12 protein-coding genes are annotated in these 12,839 nt (G+C 44.7%); 10 read left to right on the top strand and 2 right to left on the bottom strand.

Translation table 11 applies throughout. The annotated features are described in order from the left end of the window. Window positions 1-130: 130 nt before the first annotated feature. Complete coding sequence (locus tag AC23N5_RS22200; RefSeq protein WP_487757304.1) at window positions 131-2,098, bottom strand: histidine kinase; 1,968 nt, start codon at window positions 2,096-2,098, stop codon at window positions 131-133. Window positions 2,099-2,351: 253 nt separating this feature from the next. Here AC23N5_RS22200 and AC23N5_RS22195 point away from each other — a divergent pair, with 253 nt between their 5' ends. From AC23N5_RS22195 to AC23N5_RS22150, 10 genes are all read left to right on the top strand, one after another. Further along, window positions 2,352-3,749, top strand: coding sequence for an OmpA family protein (locus AC23N5_RS22195; protein ID WP_487757303.1), 1,398 nt, complete (start codon window positions 2,352-2,354; stop codon window positions 3,747-3,749). Window positions 3,750-3,761: 12 nt separating this feature from the next. Continuing rightward, on the top strand, window positions 3,762-4,451 hold the full coding sequence (locus AC23N5_RS22190) for a hypothetical protein (protein WP_122931620.1): 690 nt from the start codon (window positions 3,762-3,764) through the stop codon (window positions 4,449-4,451). Window positions 4,452-4,465: 14 nt separating this feature from the next. Continuing rightward, window positions 4,466-5,407 (top strand): hypothetical protein, encoded by a 942-nt coding sequence (locus tag AC23N5_RS22185; RefSeq protein WP_487757302.1) that lies wholly within the window; start codon window positions 4,466-4,468, stop codon window positions 5,405-5,407. A gap of 32 nt (window positions 5,408-5,439) precedes the next feature. Continuing rightward, window positions 5,440-5,703, top strand: a complete 264-nt coding sequence (locus AC23N5_RS22180) for a hypothetical protein (protein WP_487757301.1) — start codon at window positions 5,440-5,442, stop codon at window positions 5,701-5,703. 3 nt (window positions 5,704-5,706) lie between these two features. After that, window positions 5,707-6,459, top strand: coding sequence for a hypothetical protein (locus tag AC23N5_RS22175; protein WP_487757300.1), 753 nt, complete (start codon window positions 5,707-5,709; stop codon window positions 6,457-6,459). Between the two features lie 13 nt (window positions 6,460-6,472). Next, the gene (locus AC23N5_RS22170; RefSeq protein WP_487757299.1) at window positions 6,473-7,162 is read left to right on the top strand and encodes a TapB family protein; all 690 of its coding nucleotides are present in this window, start codon (window positions 6,473-6,475) and stop codon (window positions 7,160-7,162) included. A 30-nt stretch (window positions 7,163-7,192) separates the two neighbouring features. Then, complete coding sequence (locus AC23N5_RS22165; protein WP_183973923.1) at window positions 7,193-7,675, top strand: hypothetical protein; 483 nt, start codon at window positions 7,193-7,195, stop codon at window positions 7,673-7,675. Window positions 7,676-7,706: 31 nt separating this feature from the next. Then, complete coding sequence (locus tag AC23N5_RS22160) at window positions 7,707-10,409, top strand: M4 family metallopeptidase (protein ID WP_487757298.1); 2,703 nt, start codon at window positions 7,707-7,709, stop codon at window positions 10,407-10,409. Beyond that, entirely contained in the window at window positions 10,409-11,071 is a 663-nt protein-coding gene (locus AC23N5_RS22155; RefSeq protein WP_487757297.1) for a hypothetical protein, read from the top strand. The genes AC23N5_RS22160 and AC23N5_RS22155 overlap by 1 nt, the downstream gene beginning before the upstream one ends. Before the next feature lie 87 nt (window positions 11,072-11,158). After that, entirely contained in the window at window positions 11,159-11,575 is a 417-nt protein-coding gene (locus tag AC23N5_RS22150; RefSeq protein ID WP_183973926.1) for a hypothetical protein, read from the top strand. A 36-nt stretch (window positions 11,576-11,611) separates the two neighbouring features. Here AC23N5_RS22150 and AC23N5_RS22145 read toward each other — a convergent pair whose 3' ends face one another. Continuing rightward, entirely contained in the window at window positions 11,612-12,760 is a 1,149-nt protein-coding gene (locus AC23N5_RS22145; RefSeq protein ID WP_487757296.1) for a glycosyltransferase, read from the bottom strand. Window positions 12,761-12,839 lie beyond the last annotated feature (79 nt).

Below are 12,839 nucleotides of genomic sequence, written 5' to 3'. Positions count from 1 at the left end.
GATAAAATTACAAATCAAATATTGGTAGTTTTTGATAAAATTACAAGCCGAACAAGTGATTTGTTTGATAAAATTACAAATCAATTGATTGTGGGTTATGATAAAATCTGCTGTTGTGCCTCGGATTTGATTACAAATTATACCCAATCTTCACCAACGTTCCTGTGTGGTTACTTTTTTTCAAATCGAATACTTCGATGGCGAGTTGGTTGGGGTAATTTCGGTTAAATAACTCAATGCGTCGTTGGGTAATTTCCATCCCGTGTGACTTCCGACGCATCGTAGAACGGTTTCGGATTTCGGTCGCTTTTTTTAGGCCAATGCCGTTGTCTTCAATTTCAAACTCAAGCAGTTGCTCGCTTTTTTGGGTAATCCGAATCGCTAATTTTTTCTCGGGTTCGTCGCTGGGCATGAGTCCGTGCCAAATGGCATTTTCGACAAATGGCTGCAACAACAACGGGGGAATCATCACCGAAGCCGTGTCGATGCTGGAGGCAACTTCTAAGCGGTAAGCAAAATCCTCGCCCAGTCGGGTGGCTTCAATCTCTAAATAATAATTGAGTGCGTTTAATTCCTCTTCGAGCGAAATGGCTTCTTCCCGCGAGTGCGATAAAATCATCCGAAGCAGTTTGGAGAATTTAGAAAGGTACTGGGTCGCTTTTTGTTCGTCGTTGGCAACAATCAAGTATTCTAAGGAATTGAGGCTATTGAACAAAAAATGCGGGTTCATTTGCGACCGCAAGGCCAGCATTTCGGTTTCGGCAATGCGTTTTTCGTTGGCTGCCTTGGTTTGAAGTTCTTGAAAATAAGCGCGTTGGCTTTCGGTTTTTTCTTTTTCGTTTAACCTGAAACGATGCGCAATGGCCAACGATAATACCAAGATTTCCATCACTACGGCAAACGAAAGTGTCAACAAATCATCGACGTTGGCGGGAAGTTTAACCCCTTCCAAAATAACGCGCCCCGCCCGCAACCACGCCAATAATCCAAAAAAGCCCAAAACGACATTCGCCCAAATGACATACGGCACCATCGGCGACCGAACGCTGCGACGAATCCAAAAAAGGGTAAGGATGTAAATCGGGAAAGCTACAAAACGTCCGCCCCAAAACGAAAATTGCTGAAAACCAAGGTCGTTGGTAAGCAACATCACCGTCAAATATAACCCTCCGTAGCCCATCAAGACAAAAGCCAGTCGTAAAAACCACTTTTTCATGTTGGGGTGGTTTTTGGACAAGTCAAGTAACTCCGTCATGAAAAAAAGGTACGCCCCAATTCCCCACCACAGCAATGATTCCATTAAGTGGGTTTTCAGCAATGGCCACTCGCCAAGTGCCTGACCCAGTGGGGTATAAGCGCGTGTTTTAAGCAAAGAAAATACGAAACTACACAAGACATAGGCCCCGTAGTAGGCATAAATTCGGTGGCGGTATTGATAGTAAAGCAAGGCTAAAAAAAGCGTAACCAACGCCAAAGCCCCTTGAATCCAGCTTCGGTACTGAAACTCAGGCATATTGCGGCGATACTCATCGAGGATGCGCTCGGCATGGTATTCTGGTTTTTGGAATTGTAGCCCCCACGAGGGTTTGGGATTGGTAAAATGCGTCCAAAAAGGCAGTGCACCTTGTTCGTGGGCGATTCGGCTCACTATTGTAAAGGTAGCGCGAGCAGGAATGTTGAACAAAACATAGTTGTCCGAATAAGGCACCGCCCAAGCCGAAGTGGGAACCATAGTACCATTGGTCGTAGAATGCCACTGGCCGTGGTGCGCATAAAAGAGCGTTACCCGTTGGTTGGCGTTGGTGAGATAAACGTAAAACGTCTGCGTCGTGTCGGTATCGTTGGTCAGGAAAAAGCGAAGCCAGTGCGAACGCTGGGCGAAACTGGGAGTTTTAGCCGTAAGCCGTTGCCAACGTTGAGGCTGTTGGAGCAAATGCTGAAGAGAATCTTTGTCGCTGTTGAGCAAACTGGTTGTGCAGTAGGCGATGTCATACAGCATCGTACGGCCATTGATGTGGCTGACATAGAGGGTGTCGGATTTGCCCCAAAGTGGCAAGCCCACAACAAACAACACCCAAAACACAAACCGACGATACATAGTGGCAGAGCGAATCAAATTATACCCTCAAAGAAAGACAAATTTTTTCCAATCTCCTTTTATCACTCTATGTAGGTAGGTTTTGAATTGATTAAGCCTCGGTCTGAATCAATGGGCGTTGTAAATTGAAATTATTGATTGAAATGGCGGTTTGATGGAGCGAAAATCGCGATGTATGAAATGAAGCCAAATGGTATAAAAGAGATTGCCCAACTTTGAGCCCATCAGATTTTTATTCAAACACATACACACTATGGTAATCAACGTAGCTTTCAAGGTTCGAGGAATTGGCCTAAGTAGTTTTTTTGGAGCCATGTTGGCGGTTTCGGCCACGGCGCAAATTCGAGTGGAAGATCCCAAAAAAACGACTGAACGAAGCGTAGAAGGACGGGTAAATAGCCGTATTGACCAAGGTATTAACAAAGGTCTCGATAAAGTTGAAGAAGGAATTGGTAATATCTTTAAAAAGAAAAATAAAGGAGAAAAAGACCAAAAAACGAAAGGAAAAACCACGAAAGACAACGACGAGCAGCAGCAGGAAGATAGCAATGATGCGCAAGTAAACGAAACGTCGTCGAGCAAAGCAAGTTCTACAAAAGCGAACTCGCAAGGAGGAGCGGCAGCGGCCAAAGACGAGCCCAAGAGTATGAAGGCATATTCTAAGTTTGATTTTGTGCCAGGCGAAAAAATCGTCGCTACTGAAGATTTTTCGCAAGATGCCGTGGGCGATTTTCCTGCCAAATGGAATACCAATGCCAGTGGGGAAGTGGTGACCATGGAGGGCGCAAAGTTTTTGCAGTTTGCCAAAAGTGGCGTTTACTACCCTGAATTTGTGAAAGAATTGCCCGAGAACTTCACAATGGAGTTTGATATGTTGGCTTCTGAAGACTTGAGCGTCAATATGTCGGGGTTGAAAGTTTTTTTTCCTGAGTTTAAAGAACGGAAATTGACGTTCGACCAAAACTTCAACTCATCAGCCCAGGCAGGCATTGATATTCACCCAACGGCCGACGGAGAAAGCAGCACGAGCAGTGTGTGGGTATTCGACAAAAACAGTGAGAAGGTGGTAGAAAATACCAATCGGTTGGTGTGGAAAACCAACGTCGCCAACCGCGTTTCTATCTGGAAACAGAAAACCCGCTTGCGGATTTACGTAAACGAAACCAAGATATGGGACTTGCCGAAGGCGTTTGATTCTTCTCTCAAGTATTCGATGCTTTTTGCGACCAGTATCTTTGAAGGAACGGTTTATCTGGCCAATCTGCGCGTAGCGGTAGGCGCACCCGATACGCGTTCTAAGCTCATTACCGAAGGGAAATTTAGCACGACGGGCATTTTGTTTGACGTCAATTCTGATAAAATCAAGCCCGAATCGTACGGTGTTTTAAAAGAATTGGGTACGGTATTAAAAGAAAACGCCACGGTCAAAGTTCGCATCATTGGTCATACTGATGCTGATGGCGAAGATGCCAAAAACTTAGACCTGTCGAAACGCCGAGCTGCATCGGTCAAAAACGCCCTTCAAACGGAGTTTGGCATTGAAGCCGCTCGCATGGAAACGGATGGCAAAGGCGAGTCGCAGCCCGTTGCGCCGAATACGACTGCTGAAGGAAAAGCGAATAACCGCCGCGTGGAGTTTGTCAAACTATAACCATTCAGCGCCATGAAAACACGCAACAAAATAGCTCTACTACTTACCGTTACTTTAGCGTTAGGGATGCAGCTTCGTGCCCAAGTGACGATTGCGTACTGTAAGTTGGGGGGAGGTTGTAAGTTTTACCAAACCCAATACACCTACGCCCAGCTCGATGGAATGTTTAATTACTTGGGAACTTTTGAGAAGGACAAAGGCACGTTGGTTTTTTTCAAAAATAAGCAAAATCAGGATGTACATTATCCCGATACAAAACGTAATTTGAAGGAGTTGCACGCGTATTTTGGAGGAAAAGGAGAGCCTCCTGTGGCCAAGGGTGGAACCGTTCCGTTTGAGGCTGTGATTCAGCCTGAAGATGGGAATTGGGTGGCCATTACCGAACCCGCTGTTACTAAGAACTGCTCCCCTCAACTCGCGACCCAGCTAAAAAGTACCGCAGGACTAAAAAGTGGGAATAAAACATTTAAAAAACCGTTTACGCCCGAGGACTTATTGCCACCCAAAACACCTTGGGTTACTAATGCCCCTAATAGCTACAAGGCAATTATTTTGCCCGAAACGAAGCCAACGATTAAAAGTGTTTACGATTTTGAGGTAGTCACTACCAAAGAAATCAAAGGAGCACTCCACGTATCGTTTCAGATACCGACCCAAGCTGCCTGCGAAGTAACAACGAACTTTACGTTTAAGCGTAAGTAAACGGCTTATAGTCAATGAAAAATAGAAACAAAAGTGTTGGCATTTTTGCGGTAGTTCGTTGTTTTTGGGTGGGGTGTTTTTTCTTTTTTTTAGGAGAAATTGGCTACGCCCAAAGCGTCGTCATTAGCCCCTCTAAAAGCACATTTCTTCACAATAGCACTTCGGATTCCGTTGTCATTCGCGGAAAAAGCTCCGTGCCTTTGACCCTACAAAGTGATCAGAGTTTCATCATGTTACCACTATATACCAAAAACAACACGTTTGTCGGCGGGATGTATGGGCTAGATAAGCAATTGAAAATTTGGGGGTATGAAGGGTTGGAGTTTCAGATTGACGATATTCCAGCGGCTCACTTTGAATTTGGGAGCTTCTTTGTGGGAGAATCTGGGAAGTCGAAAGCGGCATTGGACGTAGATGGAACCAATGGAATAGGAACCATCCGCTCCAGAGAGCTTGATTTTAACCAAGTATCCGATAGCGAACGGCGCCCTGTGTTTGCCGATAAAGACGGGATTCTGCGCGTCTCCAATACGTCAAACTACTACCAAAGTTACAATTTTAGCAGTGTGCAAGCACAGGACTGGGACGACCAACTCCGCAAAGGAAGTGGCTACGCGTGGTTTAATTCGACAAACGCTGGAAAAACCATGTATTTGCCTGTAAACCTCCCTGATGGCGTGGTGATTACCAACGTGAGAATGTACGTGCTGGACAACTCTGCCTCTAATATCTCTTTTGTGTTTAGTAAAAACACGCACACGACCAATGCGTTTACAACCATCGCAACGGCACAGACTTCTACGAACGTAGCCGCGATAGGAAGTGTAGCCGCGTCGGTGACAGAAACGGTGGACAATCAGAACAACTCGTATTATGTCAATATCTCGTCGGTTGGAAACTGGACGGGAGACACACTCAGATTTCACAGCCTTGTCATTACGTATCAGCACCGATAATCCATTTCTATACTAACATAATTCAAAATGCTATGAAAAAACTCATCGTTTTCTTCTGTTTGTTGGCAGTGTTGTCCTGTAAAAAAGGGGCTTTAGACCCAACGGGTACTACCTGCGAAAAAGCCTCTGCCGAGTATGAAAAGGTACTCACCGCCTGGTCGCAAGACATTAACAACAAAACAAAATGCGAAGCTGTCAAAAAATCGTTGAGCGACATTATTCGGTCGTGTAGCGTTTACACAGCCGCCCAACGAAAAGTGTATGAAGACCAAATCAAAGACATTGACTGCGAATAAACCATGAAATCATTCATTCTTCTGCCTGTTATTGCAGCTTTTGCCATCACAGCGTGCAACAACACCACGGCCAACAGCACCGAAAAAAGTACCACTGAAGTAGAAAAAACGGAAGCTGTTTCAACTTCAGGAAATGCCGACTGCCTCAAATCACACGCTGATAAAGGGACGCTCGACCAACTGCTGCCGCTTGATGTCATTAAGAAACATTACACTATTCCTGCGCAGGCCAAGAAAAGTTATAGCTATCGCTCAGAGGCCAAAAAGCACGACAAAGACACCTACGAATACACGTGGGATAGTGATAGGGTGCGGAAAATGACGATTTCGGGCCGTGAAATTGAATATCCTTCGTCCAATCGAATAGGACTCAGATGGGTAGGAAGTGACTTGTTTACAATCATGGGAAAACCGACTCCTTTGGAAAATTTCAAGGCTTTTTATCGAAACACCACTGCCGCCGAAAAAGAGGCCGCTTTCAAAAAAGCGGGAGAGTCGATGAAAGAAAAAGGCTACGATGCCAAAACCACCGAAACCGCCACGAAGATGGCCAAAGACTTATCGGGTGATGACATCACGTTTAAAGAAATTGCTGGGATAGGAGATGCGGCCTCGTGGCGCATCAAAGAAAAAGAACTGACGGTTTTGGTGGGTAAAATTACCTTTCAAGTGAGCGTGGAAATCAGTAATAATGACAACGAAAACATCGAATTGGCAAAAAAACTGGCCGCCGAAGTGCTGGCTAAGTGTAAATAAAAACAAATTTCCAATGAAAAAAATCTTAGTCTTACTCTCATTTTTTTGTTCGTATCAGCTGGTTGCTCAAGAGTGTTCAGAATATTTCAAGCTCTCGAAAGGGATGAAAATTGAAATGGTTAGTTACGACAAAAAAGACAAGCCAACTGCTACCGTGAAAACCGAAGTAGTGGACATGAAGCCCGTTAATGGTGGTATTTTGTTGGTTTTAGATTCTCAAACTTTTGATACCAAGGGGCGGCTTTTAGCTAAGGGACAAGCATCTGGAACTTGCAATAAGGGCGACTATGTCACTGATATTCGTAATATTAGTAGCGATATGATTCCCAAATCGGCCGATATTAAACTCAATATTGACGGCGATAAAATGGTGTATCCCGCAGGAATGAAAGTCGGTGATAAACTCCCCGATGCGGCCATAAATATCACATCAACGTTGGCGAGTGGCATGAATCTCATCAATATCAACGCCACAATCTCAAACCGAAAAGTGGAAAGTATGGAGACTGTGGAAACTCCCGCAGGAAAATTTGAGTGCCTGAAAATTACGTATGTCATGGATGCCAAAATGAAACTTCTGGGCGACCGAAAATTGGTCTGCTCCGAATATTTGGCCAAAGGGGTTGGGGTTGTAAAACAAGACCAATTTGACGAAAAAGGGAAAAAACAGTCGTCGATGTTGTTGACCAAGCTGGAAAAATAAAATCGTACCGTTATCCAAAAACCACACAAAATGAAAACAAATCTTAAATCTATTGTCTCACTGGTAGCCTTAGTGGTGCTGGTAAGTGCTTGTAAATTAGGAACGTCGAAAGAAGATGACCCAACGCCATCAGGCGGCTCCAACTCTTTTGCTGCGACAGTGGATGGTAAAAGTTGGAAAGCCAACGCTGCCAGCGGAGGCATTGCAGTCGTTGGAGGGTTGCTAACCATCGCTGGAAAAATAGACGATGCCAACGAAATTTCCATTCAGATGGTGGGGAAAGACATCCAAACGGGCGTAGATTATTTGTTTGAAATTCCTGCCAATGAAACCAACAAAAACGCCAATCTGATTTACAAAAGACAGAATAGTCCGCTGTTTGCTAAAAGTGGGAAAGTACGCTTCTCGACGTTTACCAACAAAAAAATTGAAGGAACATTTGACGCCCAAGTGACGGATTATATCAATGCAAATGCAGAAATACAGTCGGGTACGTTTGTGATTAATTTATAAGTAAAAGCGGCGAAAAACTCCGATAAAAGTCATGAAATCAAAACAGCTCACTTGGTTATTGGTCATGTTTTTGGGGCTTTCTGTTGAGGTTTTGGCGCAGCAAAAACCGTCGAAGCAACAACAGGCCGAACTTGATAAAGCGGTCAAAGAAGCCGAGGCCGAAATGGCCAAGCTCAAAGACCCTGCGTACATCAATAAGATGTTCGATGAGCAAATCAAAGAACTCAAAGCCAAGGGACATGCCACGCCTGATTTATTGAGGGAATTGGAAAAAGCGCGGGCTGAAATGCTTAAAATGGCCAAGGGGGGCGGAGCACCTGCACCCGCCCAACCCGAAGAACCAAGCGAACCAACCGAAACCGTTGCCCCCGCACCAAAGCCAGTAGAACAGCCCGTGCCAACCAATTTTGATGAAGTGGAAAGTCCGTATTCTAAAGTTCCTTCGTCGTTTCAGTTTTATCGGGAAAGCGAAGTGACGATTGAAACCTTTGCTGCGTTTATGCAGAAAAAATACGGAGTTCAAGTACGAAAACAAAAGACGGTTGCACTCCCAACGGGTTCAAAAATCACCACATTTCAGCAGTTTATCGAAGATTACCCCGTTTTTGGTGCTTATTTTAAAGTAAGACACGAATCAAACGGCAAAGCCCTTTTTGCCTCGGGCGACGCTTTTGATAAAACGCGTTGGCCTGAGCTTACGGGAAAAATGATTAATGAAAATCAAATTTTTCAAAAGCTACCCAAAGAGTCCAAAATTGCGGCTCCTATTTACGAAAGTTTAATCATTGTCCCTGAGCGTTTGAACGTAGCTACCCAAAAGTTGCGCCTTGCGCACCAAATTATTGCAGGTAAAACGAGGTACTATTTGGATGCGTATCGAGGGGATGTCGTGCGGAGTGAGTCGCTCATTTTAGAATGTCTTGATTCACACATTCCCGTTCGTAAAGAGGATAAAAAACCGACGATTACGACGATGCAAACGTTCCATTATGGGCCTCAAAACATCGAAATTCACGTCAATAACGATTCTGCTAAATATATATTGGTATCACACAAGGAACCTTTTGTGTCAGTGTATGATACGGCCAAATGGGTTGTCAACTATCCTACTACCCAATGGACTGATCCGCGCCTCACCAAAGAAGGGCTTGCTGATGCGGCTTTTGCGGGGAAAAAAACAATAGATTACTACAAAACGCAACTAGGACGTAACAGTTTTGATGACCAAGGCTCTATGCTTGTATTACGTCGGGCTTACGATGAGGATGGCAATTTAAGGGAAGGTGCTTTTTGGGAAGTTGAGAAAAATCGTATCGGTTTTGGAAATTATGTAGATAAACCCTTGGTAACGTTGGAGGTGATTGGACATGAGTTCACCCATGGGGTTATACGCTCGGGAGTGGCCGATTTTATCAGTGAAGGAGAGTCTGGATCGCTCAATGAAGCCGTTGCTGATATGCTGGGGATTGCCATCAAACATTGGGGATATCCCGCTACGCCTGATTGGGTGATTGCGCCGTATGTCTTGCCCAATGGTATCCGAAACCTAAAATGGCCTAAAACAACCTTTCAAACCAGAACATCTCTCCCGCACCCTGATACCTACGAAGGGAAGTATTGGCAAGATACGAATGGCTGTATAGCAGACAAAAAAAATGGTAATTGCTGGGTTCATAACAACAGCACGGTTGCGTCGCATTGGTTTTATCTGTTGTCGGAAGGTGGAAAAGGGACCAACGACCACAATCAAATGTATAACATTGAAAAAGGAATTGGTATCCAAAAAGCAGCCAAATTGGTGTATGAAACGCTTTTTAGCCTGTCGCCCTACACCAACTTTGAACGTTTTGCAGAAGCCACCGTCAAAACGGCCGAACAGATGTTTGGGAAGTGCGCTACCGAAACCCACCGCGTCAAACACGCTTGGTATGCCGTGGGCGTATTTGAGGATGCCCCCGCCCGTTGCATGGATTTGACCTTTGACTGGACGTATGACCCCGAGCCTGACAAAGCCATTCGCTTTTACGTCAAAGGTGATAGCATCGTGTCGGTAGTGCGTACGGAAGACGGCTGGGTAAAAACCTATTCTGAGCGAAATAGCGCGTTTATGCACGTTGTGTCGAAAGATGAGGAAGGGGTGAAAAATTTGACCATTCCTAAAAACTGGGCGGGAACGATTTATAATAAAATGGAAGAAATTGAGCCCGTGATGGATCAAATGAATGAAGAGGCACTTGAAAAAGCAAAGGCCGAACTTCGTAATCCAGCCACACCGCCCGAGCGGAAAGCGGAGTTAAAAGAAGTGATTCCTCAAGTAGAAAAATACCTAGCAGAAGGTCGCAAAGCAGCCAACGAAACCAAGAAAAACCTCAAAGAATTGAGCGATGGTACTCACCTGACTAGCGAAGCGGCATTTTGGGGAGGGCGAAAAGGAAAGCGAGAATTTGATAAGGAAAATATCAAAGGTTCTTACCTCTACCAAGGCAAGTATGTAGCAAAACGCTACGTGCTTAAAGGAGGAATTAGCTGGGAATCCACCACCGAAATTCCCTTACGGTATTCTGACCTAGGGTTGTTTGTGCCGCTCAACACGGGCCAATTGCGCATGGGCGTGGACCATTTTATGAGGGGTTTTCCGCTCAAAATGTTTGGAGGGGTAAGCGTCCGAAATATCAAAGAAACCATCCCCGCTACCTTTAACGCTTTGTTCTCCCCAAGCCCTGTATTTAACTGATGAAAACTATTCATGCTCCTTTTTTAATAGTGCTGCTTTTTGGCATTACTTGCGCTAGTTTTGCCCAAAAAACCTTGAAATTTACCGAACAGCTTACTTTTTCGTACCAAAAAGATGGGCAAAAGAAGGAGTTTAGTGTGTACCTCGACCGTCGTAGTTCGATTTGGCTATTTACCAATGCCGATAGTTTTGAGGGTACAGCCGATGGTTTGGAGTTTGTGGTGGCTTATCCTAATGGGAAGTATTTGGTTGGTGGAATAGATGACGGTGACCACAAAATATGTCAAACTTTTGACATGCCATTAGCGAGAAAAAATACGCCAAAAGTGAGTGGGAAAGCGTTGGGGAAAACCCAAGTATTTGGCAAAAACAACTACGGTTGGCCGACGCTCAAAGCCCAATTGTTTGAAATAAACGCAGGTCGGATGACCCAAGAAGTATTTTTGTCAACCGTAGCGTTTGATTGTCGTCCGTTGTATGCCTACAATTTTTTGTTGGGAATTGAGCATTATTTGCCCATTTTCAATCAGATTGATTATCCAAGTTATTTACCTAAAAACCAGTTGGTTGTCTCCGATGGGGTTTTTAAATTGGAAAGTCTTTCTCCCACAGAATACTTTATTGATTTGAGACCGTATAGAATGCTTCCCCCAAAAAAATAGAAGCACTCATCGTTCATCACTCCTCTCTCATCACTTGGAATGTAGTACCAAAAAGGGTTAATTTTGGGGCTTTATTTATCCAAGAATATGAAAAAAGACATTGATTTTACCCCCGTTGAGGGTGTTGTGGTGACCATTGCCCGCCGTTTCAACGAACTAAACGAAGCCGAGTGGGGCGTGTATTTGATAAATCAGAATGAAACGACCATCACCAACGTTTTTGTGACTTCCAGAGGGTATTCGGGCGATGATGCTAAATCGAAAGCCGACCAAGAACGCACCTCTACCTTACGCCACTTTTTTACTGAAATCGGGGCGGGGCAGTGGGTTCAAGTAGAAACCATCATGCCCGATGTATTTCACCTTAATAATGAGTATTGGGTGAGTTTTTACGTCGGCAGTAAGATTTTTGACAAGAAATTTATCTTCGTTCCCGATAGCATCGTCGAGGAAAACCTCCAGCCAATTGCTGAATTGGGACTCGACGGGGTGTTGCACGTATAAAACTTTCGGGAAGCTCGAAGCTTCCCGAAAGTTGGCTTATTTTCGACGAATTTTCTCAAATTCCTTGGCCAAATTCCCCGCCACAATGTTGATGTCGTAAAGCTCCCAGACCATCTTTTTGGCGTTTTGGGCTAGTATTTGGCCATATTTAGGGTTTTGGAGCATTGTTCTTAATCCCTCGTAAACATCTTCGACAGTAAGTGGGGCTTCATGGGCGGCATTGTATTTTGCCACTGTTCCGTCAAATCCAATGCGGTCTGAAACGAGGGATGGCACGCCCGCCGTCATGGCTTCGAGGGCGGCAATGGAAAAGCCTTCGGAGTAGGAGGGAAGCGTAAAAATATCGGCATCGGCCAAAGCTGCTTTTTTGGCTTCACCCGTCAGCATCCCTACCATAATCATCTTATCCTGCAATTGATGTTCGGCAATAAACCGCTCCGTTTCGGCTTGGTAGCCGTCGTCGGGGCCTGCCAAAATTAGCAAGGCATCATTATGCTTTTCGGTATATTTTTTAAACGCAGGTAACAACAAATCCAAGCCTTTTTTGATGTTCAAGCGTCCCATAAACAAAACCAGTTTTTTATCAGTGGGCAAGTTAAATTGGCTTCGGAATGTCCCTTTTGGAGGTAAGTGTGCCAATTCATCCAACTGCATACCGTTGGGGATAATAGCTACGTTAGGATGCTGAAAACCTAAAAATTGGCGCAAGTCGTTGAGTTCGTCGTGGTTATTGATTTGAATCAATTGCGCTTTTTTCAAAAAACGTTTTTGGAACAAGATTCCAAATAACTTCTTTTTCCAATAACCGTGATTTATCGCCCATTTGTCGAGCAAGCCGTGGATGGTGATGGCCTTTGGGGTGTTATTTTTAAACAAAAACGGCGCTACACTTCCAAAATGCCAAATTCCGTGGCAATGCACCACGTCGTATTCGTGAATATGTTGTCGAAGATAATCCCAGGCTTCGAGCGAGAATTCGGGAAAAACGCGGCTTATGGGCGTCGTGCGCTTGCACACAATGACGCGGGCACCTTCGGGGGCAGGATACACCTTGTCGCCTGGTGTAATCGGGCTCAAAATATCAACTTCATGCCCTAGCTTGAGCACCACCGTGGTATGGTCGTAAATGATTCGGGCGGGGCCACCAATGGCCCAGGTATAAGCGCAAATATTCAAGATTCTCATGGGGGCAAAGATACAAACGAATCGCGGAGTTTTTTGGCACGCTCTTTGTGAAGGGTTTTCTATACCATATTAAGACCCA

This window comes from Runella sp. R5_40, assembly GCF_057652295.1.
Note: the sequence above shows the minus strand (reverse complement) of the source record. Positions and strands in the feature narration are given on the sequence as shown.

Coding starts and splice junctions, on each gene's coding strand:
- AC23N5_RS22185 (WP_487757302.1), top strand. CDS start 4,466: ATGAAAAATAGAAACAAAAGTGTTGGCATTTTTGCGGTAGTTCGTTGT.
- AC23N5_RS22180 (WP_487757301.1), top strand. CDS start 5,440: ATGAAAAAACTCATCGTTTTCTTCTGTTTGTTGGCAGTGTTGTCCTGT.
- AC23N5_RS22145 (WP_487757296.1), bottom strand. CDS start 12,760: ATGAGAATCTTGAATATTTGCGCTTATACCTGGGCCATTGGTGGCCCC.
- AC23N5_RS22175 (WP_487757300.1), top strand. CDS start 5,707: ATGAAATCATTCATTCTTCTGCCTGTTATTGCAGCTTTTGCCATCACA.
- AC23N5_RS22155 (WP_487757297.1), top strand. CDS start 10,409: ATGAAAACTATTCATGCTCCTTTTTTAATAGTGCTGCTTTTTGGCATT.
- AC23N5_RS22190 (WP_122931620.1), top strand. CDS start 3,762: ATGAAAACACGCAACAAAATAGCTCTACTACTTACCGTTACTTTAGCG.
- AC23N5_RS22160 (WP_487757298.1), top strand. CDS start 7,707: ATGAAATCAAAACAGCTCACTTGGTTATTGGTCATGTTTTTGGGGCTT.
- AC23N5_RS22165 (WP_183973923.1), top strand. CDS start 7,193: ATGAAAACAAATCTTAAATCTATTGTCTCACTGGTAGCCTTAGTGGTG.
- AC23N5_RS22200 (WP_487757304.1), bottom strand. CDS start 2,098: ATGTATCGTCGGTTTGTGTTTTGGGTGTTGTTTGTTGTGGGCTTGCCA.
- AC23N5_RS22150 (WP_183973926.1), top strand. CDS start 11,159: ATGAAAAAAGACATTGATTTTACCCCCGTTGAGGGTGTTGTGGTGACC.
- AC23N5_RS22195 (WP_487757303.1), top strand. CDS start 2,352: ATGGTAATCAACGTAGCTTTCAAGGTTCGAGGAATTGGCCTAAGTAGT.
- AC23N5_RS22170 (WP_487757299.1), top strand. CDS start 6,473: ATGAAAAAAATCTTAGTCTTACTCTCATTTTTTTGTTCGTATCAGCTG.